Consider the following 20768-nt stretch of genomic DNA (forward strand, 5'->3'; position numbering starts at 1 on the left):
ATCACGAAATGAATAATAAGCTCAACGCCATTTCCACCTTTCTGCGCGTCGCCGAAGCCGGCTCCTTTTCCGCTGCCGCCCGCCTGGCCGGGATCAAGCAGTCCGCCGTCAGCCAGCAGATCGCCGCCCTTGAGGAAGAGCTCGGTGTGGTATTGCTGCATCGTACAACGCGCAGGATGAAGCTCACCGCGCAGGGTGAGCGTTACCGGCGGGATATGCAGCTTGTGCTGGAGGCCATGCAGGAAGCAGAGCGACGCCTGAACCCGGTTGAGCATCAATATCAGGGGGCCGTACATGTGCAGTTGCCGAGTGGCCTGGGCCAGATCGTGTTGCCGCGCCTGCTGACACTACAGCGCATGAATCCTGAATTACATCTGCAGGTTTCGCTTGATGACCGTATCGCCGATCTGGTCACCGAAGGAGTGGATGTGGCGCTACGACTGAGCGCAGAGCCTCCGCAAACCCACGCGGCACGCGTACTGGCACGCATTGAAACGCCACTCTTTGCTGCCCCGTCATTCCCGCCGGTAGAGTCCGTGTACGCGCTGGCGGCGCTTCCCCACGTGCGATTCAGCGGTATCCCGCTGGACGCACCTCTTCGCCTGGTTTCTGATGACGAAACGATTGATATTGCAGTGAATACCGTTTTCCGGGCCAATACCAGCGACGCCCTGTTACAGGCGCTGGAGGCAGGCATGGGTATTGGCGGTATGCAGCTACCGCTCGCGGCACGGGCGTTGCAAACCGGTACGCTGGTGCCGGTACTCCCCGCGTGGCGGTTACCCGACCGCTTTCTCTATGCGGTTTACCCGGACGCTCGCTTTATTCCACACAGGGTCAGAAGCGTTGTCGGGGTCATAGAACAGCTACTGCCTGAAATAATTAAGAAAAATTAAACATTCCTGGATGCATACTCGCCAGCGCGCCTTGTTGAACTAAAATTTTTCGACTTTCAACGAGTTCCGGAAAATTCCCCTCCCGTCTCTTGATCGTTCTGGTTAATCATGAATACTGTATATAAACACAGTAATATGAGTTAACCATTATGCAGTTGATCTCTCCTTTGGGGCCTGATGCCACGCTATTGCTTCCGTTGTTTATGGAGCGGGTGCCCTGTGGCTTCCCCAGCCCTGCTCAGGATTATGTCGAGGACAGCCTTGACCTGAACAAGCTGGTGATCAAACACCCCAGCGCGACCTATTTTGTCAGGGTGAGCGGTGATTCGATGATTGGCGCAGGGATCAGCCATGGCGACCTGCTGGTGGTTGACCGTTCGTTAACCGCCGTTCATGGCGATATTGTGATTGCGGCGGTCGCGGGCGAATTTACCGTGAAGGAGCTGCAAACGCATCCGCGTCTTCAGCTCATCCCCCATAATCCTGACTACGCGCCGGTCGTTTTTGCCGCGGAAGACGAGCTGGAGATCTTCGGCGTTGTGACGTTTACCCTGAAAGCTAACCGCCATGTTCGCGCTCGTTGACGTAAACAGTTTTTACACCTCCTGCGAGACGGCGTTTCGGCCCGACCTTAAGGGGAAACCCGTGGTGGTCGTTTCAAATAACGACGGGTGTATCATTTCACGTTCAGCAGAAGCAAAAGCATTGGGGATCGGCATGGCCGGTCCCTACTTCAAGCTGAAGGATGAGCTGAGACGCCAGAAGGTACACGTCTTTAGCTCCAATTATGCGCTGTATGCGGATATGAGCCGCCGGGTGATGACCATCCTTGAAGAGATGGCCCCGAGAGTGGAGATCTACTCGATTGATGAAGCCTTTCTGGATCTGACGGGCATCAGCCACTGCATGAGTCTGGAGGCGTTCGGGCAGGAAATCCGCCAGCGCCTGTACAAAGAGACCGGACTGCTGGTCGGGGTGGGCATTGCGCCCACCAAAACCTTAGCCAAGCTGGCTAACCATGCCGCCAAAACCTGGAAGAAAACCAACGGCGTGGTGGATTTATCGAATATCGATCGTCAGCGTAAACTGCTGTCACTGGTACCGGTCAGCGAAGTGTGGGGCGTCGGGCGCAGGATCAGCAAAAAACTGAATCTGATGGGGATCGAGTCTGCCCTGCATCTGGCGGAATGTTCAAGCTGGGTGATCCGTAAACACTTCAATGTCGTGCTGGAAAGAACTGCCCGCGAGTTACGCGGTGAACCGTGTCTGGCGCTGGAAGAGTTTTCGCCAACAAAGCAACAAATCATCTGCAGCCGCTCCTTCGGCAGCCGTATCACCCGGTATGACGATATGCACCAGGCGATCTGCGCCTATGCGGAACGCGCCGCCGAGAAGCTGCGCGAAGAGAAACAGTTTTGCTGCTATATCAGCGTGTTTATTCGCACCAGCCCGCATGCAGAGGATGAGGTTTTTTATGGTAACCAGGCCTCCGGCAAGCTGACGATCCCCACCAACGATACGCGGGATATTATCAGGGTAGCTATCGAGTCATTGAACCGAATCTGGAAAGAGGGGCATCGCTATATGAAAGCAGGCGTCATGCTCAGTGACTTTTTCAGTCAGGGCGTGGCACAGCTTAGCCTGTTCGATGAACACCCACCGCGGCCAGACAGCACAGCCCTGATGCAGGTTATCGACCACCTTAACCGTTCAGGCCGGGGGTCTGTGTGGTTTGCGGGCCAGGGGGCGGTGAAATCCTGGGCGATGAAGCGGGATATGCTGTCGCCCTGCTACACCACGCGCTATTCCGATTTGCCAGTCGTTAAATAACAAAGCCCGGATCCCTCCGGGCTTTTTTATGCGTGATTACACCAGCGCATTCAGCGTAGCCAGTGCGTCAGGCGGTAACACCAGATCCCCTGCCGCGAGGTTTTGCCGCAGATGCGCCACGGAAGAGGTTCCCGGGATCAGCAGAATGTTTGGAGAACGTTGCAGCAGCCAGGCCAGCGCAACCTGCATCGGTGTCGCCCCCAGGTCGTCCGCCACCGCCTGCAGCCCGGAAGATTGCAGCGGCGTAAAACCGCCCAGCGGGAAGAATGGCACATAGGCAATCCCCTGCTGCGCAAGCGAATCCACCAGCGCATCGTCACTCCGGTTCACGATGTTGTACATGTTTTGCACACACACCACGGGTACCATCTTCTGCGCCTCGGCAACCTGCGTGGCCGTGACATTGCTCAGACCAATATGTCGCACCAGCCCTTGCTGCTGTAGCTCGGCCAGAGTGGACAGCGGTTCAGCGATCGAGCCTTCCGCCGGTCCGTGTGTGCTAAACATAATCCGCAGGTTAACCACGTCCAGCACATCCAGCTGCAGATTACGCAGGTTGTCATGCACCGCCCGGGTCAGCTCCTGTGCGGAAAAGGCCGGCAGCCAGGCACCTTTATCGTCGCGACGCGCACCGATTTTGGTGACGAGGGTCAGATCGTCCCGGTACGGATGCAGCGCCTCACGGATCAGCTGGTTAGTCACATGCGGACCATAAAAATCGCTGGTATCGATATGATTCACGCCCGCCGCCACGGCTTCCCGGAGCACCTCCAGCGCGGCATTTTTGTCCTTCGGTGGGCCAAAAACGCCCGGCCCGGCCAGCTGCATCGCGCCGTAACCCAGTCGTTTTACCGTTCGCGTCCCGAGCGCGAATGTCCCGCTTTTATCAATGCTGCTCATGTTCACCTTCCTCATCTAAATGATCCGGATTTACAACAGGTTCCTGTCGGGAACCCTTAGTTAAGCGCGAGTTAAATTAAAGTTTAAATTCCCTACGACGATAGTATTTGTGTACCCCTGCACTTTCTTACGGACGACCGCTATGCTGAAAAATCTGCACGTGATTACCGGAATTATCTTTGCTCTCACCATATTCTGCCTGCTGCAAGTTGTCACGGGAGGGTTGTTCTACTCTGCCGTCAGCAACGATCGCCATAACTTCCAGAACTCCGGGGTGCTTAATGCCCAGCAGGAGAGCCTGAGCGACAGCGTTAACACCCTTATCAAAACGCGCGTCACCGTGACGCGAGTGGCGATCCGCTACCTGAAAAATCAGCGCGATCCGGCGTCCCTGGAGGCGATCAACAAACTGCTTGGCACCGCGGGCGACTCTCTGGCTAAAGCTGAAGCCTATAACAAACAGTGGCAGGCCCTGCCGCAGGTTAACGGCCAGAATGCGGCGCTAACCGACGAGATGCTGAAATCCTGGAACCAGATGCATGAAGTGATGCGTCTGTCGATTGAGTATCTGCGTGCCGACAACTACCAGGCCTATGGCGATCTGGATGCGCAGCAGGCGCAGGACGCTATGGAAGCGGTCTATAACCGCTGGCGTGCCGAGAACAATACCCTGCTGAAAGCCGCTACCGAAGAGAACCAGAGCAGCTTTACCCAGATGCAGTGGACGCTGGCGGCAATTTTCCTGGCCGTTATCGCCGTGCTGGTGGTGATCTGGCAGGGTTTACAGCACCTGCTGTTAAAACCGCTGAAAACCATTATGAACCATATTCGCACCATTGCGGCAGGCGATCTGACGCAGGATATCACCCTCTCTGGCCGCAATGAGATGGGCCAGCTGGCGGCCGGTCTGCATGAGATGCAACAATCTCTGGTCACCACGGTCAGCGCCGTACGCGGTAGTACCGACTCCATCTACACCGGCGCAGGCGAAATTGCTGCCGGAAGTAACGATCTTTCCGCCCGTACGGAAGAACAGGCCGCCTCGCTGGAAGAGACCGCTGCCAGCATGGAAGAGCTGACCGCAACGGTGAAACAGAACTCCGACAACGCCCGTCAGGCGACCCTGCTGGCGAAGAACGCGTCTGAAACAGCGGCGCGCGGCGGTCATGTGGTGGATAACGTTGTCCGCACAATGACGGAAATTGCCGACAGTTCGCAGCAAATCGCCCACATCACCGGCGTGATTGACAGCATTGCCTTCCAGACCAACATTCTGGCGCTGAACGCCGCGGTAGAAGCCGCACGCGCCGGGGAACAAGGTCGTGGCTTTGCGGTAGTTGCCGGGGAAGTGCGTACTCTCGCGAGCCGCAGCGCGCAGGCGGCAAAAGAGATCAAGGGCCTTATCGAGAACTCTGTCAGCCGCGTGAATACCGGCTCTGAACAGGTTAGCGAAGCCGGTGCAACGATGAAAGAAATTGTGGCGGCAGTGACCCGTGTGACCGATATTATGGGCGAGATTTCGTCTGCGTCTGATGAGCAGAGCCGCGGTATTGAACAGGTGAGTCTGGCCGTTTCGCAGATGGACAGCGTCACCCAGCAAAACGCCGCGCTGGTACAGCAGTCCGCCACGGCGGCAGCGGCGCTGGAAGATCAGTCCGAACAGCTGCGCCAGGCGGTGGCGGCGTTTCGTCTGAGCGGCAAACAACAGGCCGCTGCCCCCCGCCCAACAAATGTGAAAACACCGCAGCTGTTGCGCCCGGCCACGGCAAGCACCGCCACCGACAGCAACTGGGAAACGTTCTGAGTGCTGTGCGGGCGAGAATATCGCCCGCCACGGCCCGTTAACGGCTGCGCTTGGCGTGCCGTTCCCAGTTCTCCTGTTTTGCGTCGTCGGATTTTCGCAGTGAAACATAACAGGCCCCGCTGCCGCCGTGATGCGGCAGCGCCACGCAGAAGGCCTGCACTTCCTCAAACTCGGTTAACCAGCGCGCCAGATAGCTACGCACCACGTTGGGATGAGCATTCTGTTCGCGCCCTTTTCCATGAATGATAATTAAATTACGTAATCCGTCGCGTCCGGCCTGGCGAATAAAGGCGTACAGCATCTGGCGGCAACGCTCGGCGGGCTGACGTAACAGGTTCAGGCTGGCCTGGCGGGAGTATTTCCCGGAACGCAGCTTATCCATTACGCCCTGTTGTACCCCTTCACGCTGGAACGCCAGCGGCTCATCCAGGGGCAGAAGTTCCAGAAAACCCAGGGTCAGGAAGTTATCCAGCTGCTCGGCATCAATCTCCTGGCGCGCCCGCGTATTGCGGCTCGGCTGCCAGTGAATATCTGCGCAGCGCTTCAGGGGCTGGACATCCTCCATGGCGTCAAGAAACAGTGATTTGTCGTCAGGGTTCATGGAAATCCTCCGGCTACATCTGAGTCTGTACTATACCTTCGCGGGGAACAGGCCTCAACAACCGCTATCCCGCTGAGGGTGGGCCTGATATTAACCTGATGAAAAGCGATAACAATGTCCGCATAAATTTAATTGCCACTTAACTTAAGTTTCAGCAAAAATAAAACCATCGATTTGCGTTAAAATTTCATGAAATCAATCACTCATCCGCCTTTCATTTTGAGAGAAAGCTGTTATAACTACATTAACCTGCCCCATGGATATAACATCCAGGATCTGCGAAAGGACGCACTGCTGTGTGTACTGTAGGGTCTGTCTGATGTCGGACAGACTCTGTTTTTTTATAAATGATTTTTCATGCCGCGGTTATTTTCCGCGCCTCTCGTCTGAATTGCGTAATTAACGATTCGGTAAGCGGAGTCTGACGGGAATCCCGGCGCTGAATTAAATAATAAGCCGCTTTTGGAAGTGATTCGACAACCGGCAGCATGACCAGACGCCCCGCCAACAGTGGGTCACAGCCCAACTCCTGCGGCAATATGCTTAAAAAATCGCTTTGTGCGACAAGGCTAATACACGACGAAAAGGTTTCGCAGACCACGCCGATACGGGGTATTTGCGAGCGGTGGCTAAATACATCCTCTAACTGCTTATAATAACTTCCCCGCGGGGTGGGCATGGTCCAGTTATAATGCAGCAGATCGTTAATGGAGGTTGCTCCCGTCGCCGGATGCCCCTCCCGACAAAATACAGCAAACGGTTTTTCTAATAGCTTTTCAAACGTAAATTCATGATCGTAAGGCCCCTGATAATAGGTATTGATGGTGAAATCCAGTTCGCCCTGGCGTAATTCATTGATCATCGATACCAGTTGCCCTTCCATAATCCGCACCTTGACCTGCGGATGCTGAGCATGAAAGCGGGTGATCACCGCGGGCATCAGGCTTCGTGAAATACTCGCCCCCATACCGATATTGATCTGCCCGGCCAGCTCGCCCTGCCGCTGACGAATGTCATCCTGCGCCGCGCGCAGCTCTTCCAGAATCAGCCTGGCGCGCTGATAGAAGCCTTCACCACACTCGGTTAACGCCACGCCTTTACTGCGGCGTACAAAGAGCTGCGCCGCCATACCCTCTTCCAGCTCTTTGATCGATTTGGTCAACGCCGGTTGCGACAGATTCAACGTCCTGCTGGCGCCGCGAATGCTGCCCTGACGCGCCACTTCAACGAACGCCCGAATTTGATGAAATTTAATCTGAAATGACATAGCCCGACCGATAACCGTTGTTTATCAGAGTAAAGAAACTGTCATCTACTTTAATGGAAAGGGATGTGCGAGGGTAATTCCTGAACGGTTAAAACTGTGAAAAATCGGTTAGTGATAAGTAAAAACTATCACAGCGTGAAGCAGTTCACATATTTTAATGATGACAGGAACAGATATGGACTCACTGGCGCAGTACATCCAGACCTTAGCCCCGCAACTGAGCGCATGGCGTCGCGATTTTCACCATTTTGCCGAATCCGGCTGGGTGGAATTTCGGACTGCCGCGAAGGTCGCGGAAATCCTGGACCACCTGGGGTATGACCTGGCGATGGGCCGCGACGTGGTGGATGCCGAAAGCCGTATGGGGTTGCCGGATAACGCCACCCTGACGCGAGAATTTGCCCGCGCCCGGGCGCAGGGCGCGCCCGAAAAATGGCTCGCACCGTTTGAAGGCGGCTTCACCGGCCTGATTGCCACACTGAATACCGGCCGTCCTGGCCCGACGCTGGCGTTTCGCGTGGACATGGACGCCCTCGACCTGGGTGAAGCGCTTGACGACAGCCATCGCCCGTTCCGCGACGGCTTTGCCTCCTGCAATCCGGGCATGATGCACGCCTGTGCGCACGACGGCCACACCACGATTGGCCTTGGGCTGGCGCACGTGCTCATGCGCAGCAAAGCGCAGCTGAACGGCACCATCAAACTGATCTTCCAGCCAGCGGAAGAAGGCACACGCGGCGCACGCGCCATGGTGGCCGCCGGGGCACTGGACGGGGTGGACTATTTCACCGCCATTCACATTGGTACCGGGGTGCCTGCCGGGACGGTGATCTGCGGCAGCGATAACTTTATGGCGACAACCAAGTTTGACGTGACGTTCACCGGCGTCGCCGCACACGCGGGCGGTAAACCGGAAGAAGGCCGTAACGCCCTGCTCGCCGCCGCCCAGGCCGCGCTCGCGCTGCACAGCATTGCGCCACACAGCGAAGGGGCTTCCCGGGTGAACGTAGGGGTGATGCAGGCCGGCAGCGGGCGCAACGTGGTGCCCGCCCATGCCCTGCTTAAGGTCGAAACCCGCGGCGAGAGCGAGGCGATCAATCAGTATGTGTTCGAACGCGCACAATCCGTCATTACCGGTGCCGCCGCGCTGTACGGCGTGACGGCTGAGATGCGTCTGATGGGGGCTGCCACCGCCAGCGCTCCGACACCTGCCTGGGTGGATTATCTGCGCCAGCAGGCAAGCCAGGTGCCCGGTGTGGAACAGGCCATTGATAAGGTCAAAGCCCCGGCCGGCTCCGAAGACGCCACGCTGATGATGGCTCGCGTGCAGGAAAACGGCGGCATGGCCTCCTACATGGTGTTTGGCACCGATTTGAGCGCCGGACATCACAATGAAAAATTCGACTTTGATGAGCGCGTCATGACCGTCGCTATCGAAACGCTGGCGCGCACTGCGCTGAATTTCCCCTGGACGCGAGGTGTGTAATGCAGGAGAACTACGCTTTTATTGCCGATGCAATCGACACGCGATGTCGGACGTTCACCGACATTGCCGACGAAATCTGGGATCATCCGGAAACCCGCTTTGAAGAGTTCTGGTCCGCAGAGCGGCTGGCCAGCGCACTGGAAGCGGAAGGCTTCACCCTGACCCGTGAGGCCGGCGGCATTCCGAATGCCTTTATCGCCAGCTTCGGCAGCGGTACACCGGTAATTGCCCTGCTCGGCGAATATGACGCCCTGGCCGGATTAAGCCAGCAGGCACACTGCGCGACGGCACACGCCACCACGCCCGGTGCTAACGGCCACGGCTGCGGGCATAACCTGCTCGGCACCGCGGCGTTGGCGGGTGCCGTTGCGGTGAAAAGCTGGCTGGAGCAGCACGGCGGGCGTGGAACCGTGCGTTTTTACGGCTGTCCCGGCGAAGAAGGCGGCTCCGGTAAAACGTTTATGGTTCGTGAGGGCCTGTTTGACGACGTTGACGCCGCGGTCACCTGGCATCCGGAAGCGTTTGCCGGCATGTTTAACGTCAGTACTCTGGCCAATATCCAGGCCGCCTGGCGCTTTAAGGGCGTGGCGGCGCACGCGGCTAATTCTCCGCATCTGGGGCGCAGCGCGCTGGATGCAGTGACGCTGATGACCACCGGCACGAACTTCCTCAACGAACATATTATTGAGAAAGCGCGCGTCCATTACGCCATTACCGATACCGGCGGCATCTCCCCCAACGTGGTACAGGCGCAGGCCGAAGTGCTGTACCTGATCCGCGCCCCGGAGATGGCCGACGCGCAGCAAATCTACGCGCGGATTGAGAAGATTGCTCAGGGTGCGGCGTTGATGACCGAGACCTCCGTTGAGTGTCGCTTTGATAAAGCCTGCTCCAGCTACCTGCCAAACCGCACGCTGGAAGCAGCGATGTATCGCGCCCTGCAGCATTACGGTACGCCAGCCTGGACGGAGGAAGAACGCGCCTTTGCCCGGGAGATCCGCACCACCCTGACGCCAAACGATCTGCAAAACAGCCTGAAGAATATTGCCGCAACCGGGGGTGATGAAGGTAAAGCCTTTGCCCGCCGCCACCAGGAGACCCTGCTGGTGGACGAGGTCGCGCCTTACGCCATCACCGACAACGTGCTGGCAGGCTCAACGGACGTGGGTGATGTGAGCTGGAAGATGCCCGTCGCCCAGTGTTTCAGCCCCTGCTTTACCGTCGGCACGCCGCTGCACACCTGGCAACTGGTGGCGCAGGGGCGAACGTCCATTGCCCATAAAGGCATGCTGCTGGCCGGAAAAGTGATGGGCGCCACCGCGCTGAATCTGCTGCAGGATGCAGCGCTGCTGAAAAAATGCCGTGAAGAGTTTGAACAACAAGTACAAGAAAAACCGTACGTGTGTCCGATCCCACAGGGCGTGACACCGTCACCTTTAAAATAAAAAAACACAACACAACAACACAACATTCCCGAGGAACGCCCATGAGTATGTCATCCATACCTTCGCATTCCCCATCCGGTAAGCTCTATGGCTGGGTTGAAAGGATCGGTAATAAAGTGCCACATCCTTTCCTGCTTTTTATCTGGTTAATCGTGGTTTTGATGGTGGCGACAGCCGTGCTGTCCGCCTTAGGGGTGAGCGTGCGCAGCCCGGCCGATGGCAGCATGGTAAGCGTAAAGAACCTGCTGAGCATTGAAGGGTTGCACTGGTTTTTACCGAATGTGATTAAAAACTTCAGCGGTTTTGCGCCGCTGGGCGCCATTCTGGCGCTGGTGCTGGGGGCCGGTCTGGCTGAGCGTGTTGGCCTGCTCCCCGCGCTGATGGTGAAAATGGCCTCTCACGTCAGCGCACGCTACGCCAGCTATATGGTGCTGTTTATCGCGTTTTTCAGCCACATCTCTTCCGATGCCGCGCTGGTGATCATGCCGCCGATGGGGGCACTGATCTTCCTCGCCGTCGGGCGTCACCCCGTGGCGGGTCTGCTGTCGGCCATTGCCGGTGTAGGATGCGGTTTCACTGCCAATCTGCTGATTGTCACCACCGATGTCCTGCTTTCGGGGATCAGCACTGAGGCGGCGAAAACAATCGATGCGACCATGCACGTCAGCGTGATCGACAACTGGTACTTTATGGCCAGTTCGGTGATCGTCCTGACGCTTGTTGGCGGGCTGATTACCGATAAGATCATCGAGCCGCGGTTAGGGAAATGGGAAGGCCGTAGTGACGAAAAGCTGGAAACGCTGAGCAAAGAGCAACGCATTGGCCTGCGCGTCGCCGGGATAGTCTCGCTGGTATTTATCGCGATGGTGGCGCTGATGGTGGTGCCGGAGAACGGTATCCTGCGCGACCCGGTGAAACATACCGTCCTGCCCTCGCCGTTTATTCAGGGCATTGTGCCGCTGATCATTCTGTTTTTCTTTGTCGTGTCACTCGCGTATGGCATCGCCACCGGCAAAATCCGCCGCCAGGCCGATCTGCCGCAGTTGATGATTGAGCCGATGAAGGAGATGGCGGGCTTTATCGTGATGGTCTTCCCGCTGGCCCAGTTCGTCGCCATGTTTAACTGGAGCAACATGGGCAAATTTATGGCCGTTGGCCTGACCGATGCGCTGGAAGCCGCCGGGTTAAGCGGCGTCCCGGCATTTGTCGGTCTGGCGCTGTTGTCGTCACTGCTGTGTATGTTTATCGCCAGCGGATCCGCCATCTGGTCGATTCTGGCGCCCATCTTCGTACCGATGTTTATGATGCTGGGTTTCCATCCGGCCTTTGCGCAGATCCTGTTCCGTATCGCCGACTCCTCGGTGATCCCGCTGGCGCCGGTTTCGCCGTTTGTGCCGCTGTTTTTGGGCTTCCTGCAGCGCTATAAACCGGAGGCGAAGCTGGGTACCTACTATTCGCTGGTTTTACCCTATCCGCTTATCTTTTTAGGGGTATGGCTGGTGATGTTGGTGGCGTGGTATCTTGTCGGCCTGCCGATTGGACCGGGGATCTACCCGAGGCTGAATTAAAGGAACGACGATGCTGAGATTACTCGAAGATAAAATTGCAACGCCGCTTGGGCCATTGTGGGTTATCGCGGACGAGCAGTTCCAACTGCGCGCCGTGGAATGGGAAGAGCACAGCAACCGTATGGAAGAGCTGCTCAACATCCATTACCGCGCCCAGGGGTTTGAGCGAATCAGCGCCAACAACCCGGGTGGACTGAGCGACAAGCTGGCGGCGTACTTCGAGGGCGATCTCAGCATCATCAATGACCTGCCGACCGCCACGGCCGGTACGCCATTCCAGCGCGAAGTCTGGCAGGCGCTACGCGATATTCCGTGTGGCCAGGTCATGCACTACGGTCAGCTCGCAGAGCAGTTAGGCCGCGCGGGCGCGGCGCGAGCGGTGGGTGCCGCGAACGGTTCTAATCCTGTCAGTATCGTGGTGCCCTGCCATCGTGTGATCGGCCGCAACGGCACCATGACCGGCTATGCTGGTGGCGTACAGCGCAAGGAGTGGTTACTGCGTCATGAGGGGTATCTCTTGCTGTAATTCCCAGGCTTTTTGTGCTTAATTTTCTTCCGGTTAGGCTAAAAATCCATAATCAAGCTGTGGAATTTCAAGAAGATGGCAACACGTTGCCGTCTCTTGTCCTTATTGATGGTTTGCCAGGCTTACGTACTTACCAAAAAGATGTTAAAATTGACCAATATCAATTAAGGCTTGAGCAAACCTATGATCCCGGAAAAGCGAATTATACGACGCATTCAGTCTGGCGGTTGTGCTATCCATTGCCAGGATTGCAGCATCAGCCAGCTCTGTATCCCGTTTACCCTGAATGAGCATGAACTTGATCAGCTTGATAATATCATCGAGCGCAAAAAGCCTATTCAGAAAGGGCAGACGCTGTTTAAAGCCGGAGACGAACTGAAATCGCTCTATGCTATCCGTTCTGGCACCATCAAAAGCTACACCATCACCGAACAGGGTGATGAGCAGATCACCGGCTTCCATCTGGCGGGTGACCTGGTCGGCTTTGACGCCATCGGGACGGGCCATCACCCGAGCTTTGCTCAGGCGCTGGAAACCTCAATGGTCTGCGAAATCCCGTTTGAAACGCTGGACGATCTGTCAGGTAAAATGCCGAATCTGCGTCAGCAGATGATGCGTCTGATGAGCGGTGAGATCAAAGGCGATCAGGACATGATCCTGCTGCTGTCCAAAAAGAACGCCGAAGAGCGCCTGGCCGCGTTTATCTACAACCTATCCCGCCGCTTCGCAGAGCGTGGTTTCTCTCCGCGTGAGTTCCGTCTCACCATGACCCGTGGCGATATTGGTAACTACCTGGGCCTGACCGTGGAAACCATCAGCCGTCTGCTGGGGCGTTTCCAGAAAAGCGGCATGCTGGCCGTTAAAGGTAAATACATCACCATCGAAAACGGTGAAGCGCTGGCTGTTCTTGCCGGCCATGCCCGCAACGTGGCATAAAGCCCACGAATGATTGATGCCAGGCCGATAAATTTTTATGATTTATTGGTCTGGCAGGTAAGCACACCACTTCCCGCCCCTGCGACAGACATCCCCCGCTGCTGAAAGGTTCTCGTTGAGGTTAAATTGAGAGAAAGTTTATTTTTCGTTTCAGTTGTTATTGCCTCCGTGACCTTCATTTTCATCTGGATCATGCTTGTCGGCCCGATGAAGGGAGAGGAAAAAACCTACGTACAGGACTCGACCACGTTTGCCATCGTGGTGATGGTGCTGCTGCTGATCGCGTTTATCGCGGTGACCACGACGGTGCTGTTCTTCTGATAAATTTTCATGAATTATTGATCTGGCAAAACCCCACCTCTGTTTCATTCAGGATATATAGGTTACTCTTTTAATTACAGACTGTGGTGACAGTAGTAAGGAGACCTGTATGGCAAAGTATCAAAACATGCTGGTAGCTATCGATCCTAATCAGGACGATCAGCCGGCATTACGACGTGCTGTGTATTTACATCAACGGATTGGTGGCAAAATCAAAGCGTTTTTGCCGATCTATGACTTCTCGTATGAGATGACCACCCTTCTGTCGCCTGACGAGCGTACCGCTATGCGTCAGGGAGTGATCAGCCAACGTACCGCGTGGATCCGCGAACAGGCCAAGTACTACCTGGAAGCGGGTATTCCTATCGATATTAAAGTGGTCTGGCATAACCGCCCCTTCGAAGCGATCATCCAGGAGGTGGTCGCCGGTGGGCACGATCTGCTGCTGAAAATGGCGCACCAGCACGACAAGCTGGAATCGGTGATCTTCACGCCGACAGACTGGCACCTGCTGCGTAAATGCCCGTGTCCGGTCTGGATGGTGAAAGATCAGCCGTGGCCTGAAGGCGGCAAAGCCGTCGTGGCAGTAAACCTCGCAAGCGAAGAGGATTATCACAATTCGCTGAATGAAAAGCTGGTCAAAGAGACGCTGCTGCTTGCTGAGCAGGTTAACCACACTGAGGTGCATCTGGTCGGAGCTTACCCGGTTACCCCCATCAATATTGCCATCGAACTGCCAGAATTCGACCCAAGCGTGTACAACGACGCTATCCGCGGTCAGCACCTGCTGGCCATGAAAGCGCTGCGCCAGAAGTTCAGCATCGATGAGAACATGACACATGTCGAGAAAGGGTTACCTGAAGAGGTGATCCCGGATTTAGCAGAACATCTGCAGGCAGGGATTGTGGTGCTGGGCACCATCGGCCGGACCGGTATTTCTGCCGCGTTCCTGGGCAATACCGCCGAACAGGTGATCGATCATCTGCGCTGCGACCTGCTGGTCATCAAGCCGGATGAGTATCAGACACCGGTTGAGCTGGATGACCCGGAAGACGATTAACCCGTAAGATGAAAAAAAACCGTCGGGGAACCGGCGGTTTTTTTTTGCCGGATGGCGGCGTCGCCTTGCCCGGCCTACGGGTTGGGTAGGCCCGGTAAGCTTGCGCCACCGGGCTTTACACCCTCAGAGTGATTTCAGAATCGCATCCACGCTGGCTTTGGCATCGCCAAACAGCATGTGGGTGTTCTCTTTGAAGAACAGCGGGTTCTGAACCCCGGCATAGCCGGTGTTCATGGAGCGTTTGAAGACAATGACGTTCTGCGCCTTCCACACTTCCAGAACCGGCATCCCGGCGATTGGACTACGTGGGTCATCCTGTGCCGCCGGGTTAACGGTGTCGTTAGCCCCGATAACCAGGACGGTGTCGGTGTCGGCGAAATCATCGTTGATCTCGTCCATCTCCAGCACGATGTCGTAAGGCACTTTCGCTTCCGCCAGCAGCACGTTCATGTGGCCTGGCAGACGCCCCGCCACCGGGTGGATGCCAAAGCGCACCTTGATGCCGCGCGCGCGCAGCTTCTCGGTGATTTCAGCTACGGGATACTGCGCCTGCGCCACCGCCATGCCATAGCCTGGGGTGATGATGACCGAGTGCGAGTTTTTCAGCATCTCAGCCGTATCTTCCGCGCTGATCTCACGGTGCTCACCCACTTCTTCGTCAGCGCCGGTAGAGGAACCGTCAGAGCCAAAACCGCCAGCGATAACGCTGATGAACGAACGGTTCATCGCCTTACACATGATGTAGGACAGGATCGCACCGGAAGAGCCCACCAGCGCACCGGTGACGATCAACAGGTCGTTGCTCAGCATAAAGCCAGCCGCCGCGGCTGCCCAACCGGAGTAGGAGTTGAGCATTGACACAACAACAGGCATATCTGCCCCACCGATGGACGCCACCAGGTGCCAGCCGAACGCCAGGGCAATGATGGTCATCACCAGTAACGCCAGTACCTGCAGACCGACGCTTTCGGTACGCACGAAGACCACCAGCAGCACAAACGACACCACCAGCGCCGCCAGATTCAGCTTATGACGATTTGGCAGCATCAGCGGCTTGGAGGAGATCTTCCCGCGCAGCTTGCCGAACGCCACAATCGAGCCGGTGAAGGTCACTGCACCGATGAAGATACCCAGGAACACTTCGGTCAGGTGAATGTTGACCAGAATGGGCTCCATACCTGGTTCGTGGTACAGATAGCTGTTGAAGCCCACCAGCACCGCCGCCAGACCCACGAAGCTGTGCAGGATCGCCACCAGCTCCGGCATCTCGGTCATCTCAACGCGTTTTGCCAGACGAATACCAATCGCCCCGCCGATGATCATCGCCACCAGGATCCAGGCAACGTTGCCGGTATCGGGTCCGAAGATGGTGGCAATCAGCGCAATCGCCATCCCGGCGATACCAAAGTTATTACCCTGCTGAGACGTTTCGTGTTTGGAAAGTCCCGCCAGACTGAAAATAAACAGGATTGCAGCAACAATGTATGCGGCTGTCACTAATCCTCCAGACATATGCTACCCCTTAGCCTTTACGAAACATTTTCAGCATGCGCTGAGTCACGGTGAAACCACCGAAAATATTGATACTGGCGATCAGTACCGCGACAAAGCTCAGGAAGCTAATCCAGCCGCCGTGGCCAATCTGCAGTAACGCCCCGACCACGATAATCCCGGAGATGGCGTTGGTGACCGACATCAATGGCGTATGCAGCGCATGGGAGACGTTCCATACCACGTAGTAACCCACCACGCAGGAGAGCGCGAAGACGGTAAAGTGGCCGAGGAACTCTTTTGGCGCGACATCGGCCAGCCAGCCAAACAGAATAATCGCCAGCGCCATGAGCGCGTATTTACGCCACGGGGAAGCCGGTTTAGCAGGCTCTGTTGGCTCTGGCGCTGCTTTCGGTGCAGCCTGAGGCTGGGCGGAAACCTGAATCGGCGGCGCAGGCCAGGTGATTTCACCTTCGCGGACTACGGTAACGCCGCGCACAACCACATCGTCAAAATCAACGGTGATATTGCCGTCTTTCTCTTTGCAGAGCAGTTTCAGCAGGTTAACGAGGTTAGTGCCGTACAGCTGAGAAGACTGCGTTGGCAGGCGACCTGGCAGGTCGGTGTAGCCGATCACCTTCACACCGTTGGCAGTGGTGGAAATCTGATTCGGCACGGTATATTCACAGTTGCCGCCGTTTTGCGCCGCCAGATCGACAATCACGCTGCCCGGCTTCATGGAGTCGACCATCTCACGGGTGATCAGCTTCGGTGCCGGTTTACCCGGGATCAGCGCGGTAGTAACAATAATGTCCACCTCTTTAGCCTGAGCGGCAAAGAGTGCCATTTCCGCTTTGATAAAGGCTTCGGACATGACCTTCGCATAACCATCACCGCTGCCCGCTTCTTCCTTGAAGTCCAGTTCAAGGAACTCGGCGCCCATACTTTGAACCTGCTCCTTCACTTCCGGACGGGTGTCAAACGCGCGCACGATAGCGCCCAGGCTGTTTGCCGCACCGATCGCCGCAAGGCCGGCCACGCCTGCACCAATCACCATCACTTTCGCCGGTGGCACTTTACCTGCCGCGGTGATCTGACCGGTAAAGAAACGACCGAATTCATGGGCGGCTTCAACGATTGCACGGTAACCCGCGATATTCGCCATTGAACTCAGTGCATCCAGAGACTGCGCACGCGAAATACGCGGCACGGAGTCCATCGCCATTACCGTCACGCCACGCGCTGCCAGCTTCTCCATCAGCTCTGGGTTTTGCGCAGGCCAGATGAAGCTCACCAGTGTGGTGCCAGGGTTGAGCAGTTCAATCTCACTCTCTTCCGGCGCATTCACCTTCAAAATAACAGGTGACTGCCAGACTTCAGCACCGTCCACCACGTCCGCGCCAGCCTGAATAAAGGCCTCGTCATCGAAACTCGCCAGTTTGCCCGCGCCGCTTTCAATGGCGACGGTAAAACCCAGTTTAAGCAGTTGCTCCACCGTTTTTGGTGTTGCCGCTACGCGGGTTTCATTGGCAAACCGTTCTTTTGGTACCCCAATACGCATAGTTTTCCCTTCCATCGGTTTTTGATGATGGTTTGTCGATAAATGCCCGAGGTTGTATCAATTTTCGCCATTGTGAGAGCGGCAGAAGATGATTAACCCCGGAAAATAAAACAGTAACAAACTTTCTATAACCTACTGAAAATAGCGCCCGCGATCTACCGCCCGAAAACACTATTTCTTACTTTATCTGTGAAAAATAAGTGATCCGCGTCGCTGACAGAGATATTTACCTTAAATTCATTGTCAGGACCGATAATTCGCGCAAGCGAAGCGGTAAAAACATGATATAGCGCCATAAGAGATCAACTTATTAACATTAAATTAACTTGTAAAAGTCATAAGCTTTATCACTTTTGCTTGTCAAACGCCTGTTTTTTCAACATATCACTAAATGTTATCGAATCAGATCATCCTGTGAGCACAGGCTGTGAAAAATGGCGCAGACAGCGACAGGTTTTAAATGCCATAATCGGGACCGTCTCAAATTAACAACAATACCAGTACATGGTTTGCGCAAGGCGAAGGATTATTTTTATGAAGCTTAAGAACACACTCCTGGCGTCCGCACTTCTTTCCGCGACCGCCCTGTCTGCGAATGCCGCGACAGAGTTAACGCCGGAGCAAGCGGCAGCGTTAAAACCTTTTGACCAGACGGTCATTGTGGGTCGTTACAACTCTATTGGCGATGCTGTTACCGCCGCATCAAAAGCCGCTGATAAAAACGGCGCAGCGTCGTTTTACGTGCTTGACCAGTCCGATCAAGGCAATAGCGGCAACCAGCGCGTGACCATTGCGCTGTACAAAGAGAATGCGCCAAAAGCTGACGCGCCGAAAAACCGCGTGATCAACGGCGTCGTTGAACTGCCTAAAGATCAGGCGATTGAGCTGGAACCGTATGACACCGTTACCGTTCAGGGCTTCTACCGCAGCCAGCCTGAAGTGAACGATGCCATCACCAAAGCCGCGAAACAGAAAGGGGCTTACTCGTTCTACATCGTGCGTCAGGTGGATGCTAACCAGGGTGGCAACCAGCGTATTACCGCGTTCATCTATAAAGAAGATGCGAAAAAACGCGTTCTGCAAAGCCCGGATGCCATCCCGGCTGATTCAGAAGCCGGTCGCGCGGCATTAGCGAAAGGCGGCGAAGAAGCGAAGAAAGTCGAAATTCCAGGCGTAGCAACCTCCGCAGCGCCAAGCGCTGAAGTGGGCCGTTTCTTTGAGACGCAATCCACGAAAGGTGGCCGTTACTCCGTTACCCTGCCAGACGGCACCAAAGTTGAAGAGCTGAACAACGCCACCGCTGCGCAGATGGTGCCGTTCGACAGCATCAAGTTTACCGGCAACTACGGCAACGGTACGGAAGTCTCTTATCAGGTCGCGAAGCGTGCGGCGAAGAAAGGGGCGAAGTTCTACCACATCACCCGCCAATGGCAGGAACGTGGTAACAACATGACCATCAGCGCCGATCTGTACAAGTAACAAAACCCTTCCTCAAAGGCGGCGTAATGCCGCCTTTTTTTGTTACTTTTTTTGAATTTCTGCTACACATCATTGCATGCGTTCGTGACACTCCGTAAAATCCCGCGCCTTAGTGTGATCCACCATTTTTATGCGCCTGTGCGAAATAATTATTCTGGATTTGGACCTTTCATAACAGGAAGCCAATGGAAAAGAAACTTGGCCTGAGTGCTTTAACTGCACTCGTTTTAAGCTCAATGCTGGGTGCGGGGGTATTCAGTTTACCGCAGAATATGGCGGCCGTTGCAAGCCCTGCCGCACTGCTGATTGGTTGGGGGATTACCGGCGTTGGCATTTTGCTGCTGGCCTTCGCCATGCTGCTGCTGACCCGTATTCGTCCCGATCTCGATGGCGGTATTTTCACCTACGCGCGGGCCGGTTTTGGGGAACTGATTGGCTTCTGTTCCGCGTGGGGTTACTGGCTGTGTGCGGTGATCGCTAACGTCTCCTATCTGGTTATTGTCTTCTCGGCGCTCAGTTTCTTTACCGATACGCCAGAGCTGCGTCTCTTTGGTGACGGCAACACCTGGCAGTCGATTGTCGGTGCGTCGGTGCTGCTATGGGTCGTACACTGGCTCATTTTGCGCGGCGTCCAGACGGCGGCGAGCATTAACCTGGTGGCGACGCTGGCCAAACTGGTTCCGCTCGGGCTGTTTATCGTGCTGGCGTTTATGGCATTCCGTCTGGATGTGTTTAAACTCGATTTCACCGGCCTCGCGCTGGGCGTCCCCGTCTGGGAGCAGGTGAAAAACACCATGCTGATCACCCTGTGGGTATTCATTGGTGTTGAAGGTGCGGTGGTGGTCTCTGCCCGCGCGCGCAATAAGCGCGACGTGGGGCGCGCCACGCTGCTGGCAGTGCTGGCAGCGCTGGGTGTCTATCTGCTGGTGACGCTGCTCTCGCTGGGTGTGGTAGCTCGCCCGGAACTGGCGGGAATGCGTAACCCGTCCATGGCCGGATTGATGGTGAAAATGCTCGGTAGCTGGGGCGACGTGGTGATTGCTGCGGGGCTGATTATCTCCGTCTGCGGGGCTTACCTGAGCTGGACCATCATGGCGGCGGAAGTGCCGTTCCTGGCAGCTACGCACAAAGCGTTCCCGCGTCTGTTTGCCCGTCAGAATAAAAACAGTGCGCCGTCAGCATCGCTCTGGTTGACGAATATCAGCGTTCAGGTCTGTCTGGTGCTGATCTGGCTCACAGGTTCGGACTATAACACCCTGTTGACCATCGCCTCGGAGATGATTCTGGTACCCTATTTCTTAGTGGGTGCGTATCTGTTAAAAATCGCCACCCGACCCGCGCATTATGCGGTGGGGATCGGCGCCTGTATTTACGGCCTGTGGTTGTTGTATGCTTCCGGGCCTATGCACCTGCTGCTGTCGGTGGTGCTGTATGCACCGGGCCTGCTGGTGTTTATCTATGCCCGACGGACTCATCAGCTGGAGAACGCACTCAAACGCCGTGAAATGGCCCTCATCGGGCTGTTACTGGTTGCTGCCGTACCGGCAACCTGGATGTTAATGGGATAGCCCTGCCTTTCCCATTGTTGAACTGAAAA

At 55.9% G+C, this 20768-nt stretch carries 18 protein-coding genes; 13 read left to right on the forward strand and 5 right to left on the reverse strand.

Annotation, left to right across the window (positions count from 1 at the left end; translation table 11 throughout):
• Positions 1 to 8: 8 nt before the first annotated feature.
• The 3 genes from NQ842_RS14135 (at position 9) to umuC (ending at position 2726) form a co-directional block, all read left to right on the forward strand.
• Positions 9 to 896 (forward strand): LysR family transcriptional regulator, encoded by an 888-nt coding sequence (locus NQ842_RS14135; protein ID WP_257256001.1) that lies wholly within the window; start codon positions 9 to 11, stop codon positions 894 to 896.
• Between the two features lie 149 nt (positions 897 to 1045).
• Positions 1046 to 1480 carry a translesion error-prone DNA polymerase V autoproteolytic subunit gene (gene umuD, locus NQ842_RS14140; RefSeq protein ID WP_043951617.1) on the forward strand — a complete coding sequence of 145 codons (435 nt, stop codon included), beginning with the start codon at positions 1046 to 1048 and terminating at the stop codon, positions 1478 to 1480.
• A complete protein-coding gene (umuC, locus tag NQ842_RS14145) occupies positions 1464 to 2726 on the forward strand; it encodes a translesion error-prone DNA polymerase V subunit UmuC (protein ID WP_063424557.1) in 1263 nt (420 codons plus the stop codon). Before umuD ends, umuC begins: the two co-directional genes overlap by 17 nt.
• 36 nt (positions 2727 to 2762) lie before the next feature.
• Here the strand turns inward: umuC and NQ842_RS14150 are convergent, their stop codons facing one another.
• Complete coding sequence (locus tag NQ842_RS14150; protein WP_046887930.1) at positions 2763 to 3626, reverse strand: aldo/keto reductase family oxidoreductase; 864 nt, start codon at positions 3624 to 3626, stop codon at positions 2763 to 2765.
• Between the two features lie 142 nt (positions 3627 to 3768).
• Here NQ842_RS14150 and NQ842_RS14155 point away from each other — a divergent pair, with 142 nt between their 5' ends.
• A complete protein-coding gene (locus NQ842_RS14155; protein WP_014831676.1) occupies positions 3769 to 5430 on the forward strand; it encodes a methyl-accepting chemotaxis protein in 1662 nt (553 codons plus the stop codon).
• 37 nt (positions 5431 to 5467) lie between these two features.
• On the opposite strand, the gene smrA is transcribed toward NQ842_RS14155, so the two are convergent.
• Together smrA and NQ842_RS14165 are read right to left on the reverse strand one after the other, a co-directional pair.
• On the reverse strand, positions 5468 to 6031 hold the full coding sequence (gene smrA / locus NQ842_RS14160; RefSeq protein WP_014831675.1) for a DNA endonuclease SmrA: 564 nt from the start codon (positions 6029 to 6031) through the stop codon (positions 5468 to 5470).
• A 355-nt stretch (positions 6032 to 6386) separates the two neighbouring features.
• Positions 6387 to 7298, reverse strand: a complete 912-nt coding sequence (locus tag NQ842_RS14165) for a LysR family transcriptional regulator (RefSeq protein ID WP_014831674.1) — start codon at positions 7296 to 7298, stop codon at positions 6387 to 6389.
• Between the two features lie 175 nt (positions 7299 to 7473).
• On the opposite strand from NQ842_RS14165, the gene NQ842_RS14170 reads away from it, so the two are divergent.
• From NQ842_RS14170 to uspE, 7 genes are all read left to right on the forward strand, one after another.
• Positions 7474 to 8784: a M20 family metallo-hydrolase gene (locus NQ842_RS14170; protein ID WP_046887927.1), complete on the forward strand. Its 1311-nt coding sequence runs from the start codon at positions 7474 to 7476 to the stop codon at positions 8782 to 8784.
• Positions 8784 to 10229 carry a M20 family metallopeptidase gene (locus tag NQ842_RS14175; RefSeq protein WP_014831672.1) on the forward strand — a complete coding sequence of 482 codons (1446 nt, stop codon included), beginning with the start codon at positions 8784 to 8786 and terminating at the stop codon, positions 10227 to 10229. Before NQ842_RS14170 ends, NQ842_RS14175 begins: the two co-directional genes overlap by 1 nt.
• 41 nt (positions 10230 to 10270) lie before the next feature.
• On the forward strand, positions 10271 to 11797 hold the full coding sequence (gene abgT / locus NQ842_RS14180; protein ID WP_046887926.1) for a p-aminobenzoyl-glutamate transporter: 1527 nt from the start codon (positions 10271 to 10273) through the stop codon (positions 11795 to 11797).
• Positions 11798 to 11807: 10 nt separating this feature from the next.
• Positions 11808 to 12323 (forward strand): methylated-DNA--[protein]-cysteine S-methyltransferase, encoded by a 516-nt coding sequence (ogt, locus tag NQ842_RS14185; protein ID WP_014831670.1) that lies wholly within the window; start codon positions 11808 to 11810, stop codon positions 12321 to 12323.
• Between the two features lie 183 nt (positions 12324 to 12506).
• Positions 12507 to 13259, forward strand: a complete 753-nt coding sequence (gene fnr / locus NQ842_RS14190; RefSeq protein ID WP_006174991.1) for a fumarate/nitrate reduction transcriptional regulator Fnr — start codon at positions 12507 to 12509, stop codon at positions 13257 to 13259.
• A 168-nt stretch (positions 13260 to 13427) separates the two neighbouring features.
• Positions 13428 to 13580 (forward strand): hypothetical protein, encoded by a 153-nt coding sequence (locus NQ842_RS14195; RefSeq protein WP_014831669.1) that lies wholly within the window; start codon positions 13428 to 13430, stop codon positions 13578 to 13580.
• Positions 13581 to 13689: 109 nt separating this feature from the next.
• Entirely contained in the window at positions 13690 to 14640 is a 951-nt protein-coding gene (gene uspE, locus NQ842_RS14200; RefSeq protein ID WP_014831668.1) for a universal stress protein UspE, read from the forward strand.
• A gap of 123 nt (positions 14641 to 14763) precedes the next feature.
• On the opposite strand, the gene pntB is transcribed toward uspE, so the two are convergent.
• A complete protein-coding gene (pntB, locus tag NQ842_RS14205) occupies positions 14764 to 16152 on the reverse strand; it encodes a Re/Si-specific NAD(P)(+) transhydrogenase subunit beta (RefSeq protein ID WP_046887925.1) in 1389 nt (462 codons plus the stop codon).
• A gap of 10 nt (positions 16153 to 16162) precedes the next feature.
• The gene (pntA, locus tag NQ842_RS14210) at positions 16163 to 17692 is read right to left on the reverse strand and encodes a Re/Si-specific NAD(P)(+) transhydrogenase subunit alpha (protein WP_014831666.1); all 1530 of its coding nucleotides are present in this window, start codon (positions 17690 to 17692) and stop codon (positions 16163 to 16165) included.
• Positions 17693 to 18226: 534 nt separating this feature from the next.
• Between pntA and ydgH the strand changes: the two genes are divergently transcribed.
• Both ydgH and NQ842_RS14220 read left to right on the forward strand, forming a co-directional pair.
• Positions 18227 to 19171 carry a DUF1471 family protein YdgH gene (ydgH, locus tag NQ842_RS14215; RefSeq protein ID WP_046887924.1) on the forward strand — a complete coding sequence of 315 codons (945 nt, stop codon included), beginning with the start codon at positions 18227 to 18229 and terminating at the stop codon, positions 19169 to 19171.
• Positions 19172 to 19356: 185 nt separating this feature from the next.
• Positions 19357 to 20739: an amino acid permease gene (locus NQ842_RS14220; protein WP_014831664.1), complete on the forward strand. Its 1383-nt coding sequence runs from the start codon at positions 19357 to 19359 to the stop codon at positions 20737 to 20739.
• The last annotated feature ends 29 nt before the right edge of the window (positions 20740 to 20768 follow it).

Source organism: Enterobacter cloacae complex sp. R_G8, from assembly GCF_024599795.1.
GTDB classification, from domain to species: domain Bacteria; phylum Pseudomonadota; class Gammaproteobacteria; order Enterobacterales; family Enterobacteriaceae; genus Enterobacter; species Enterobacter dissolvens.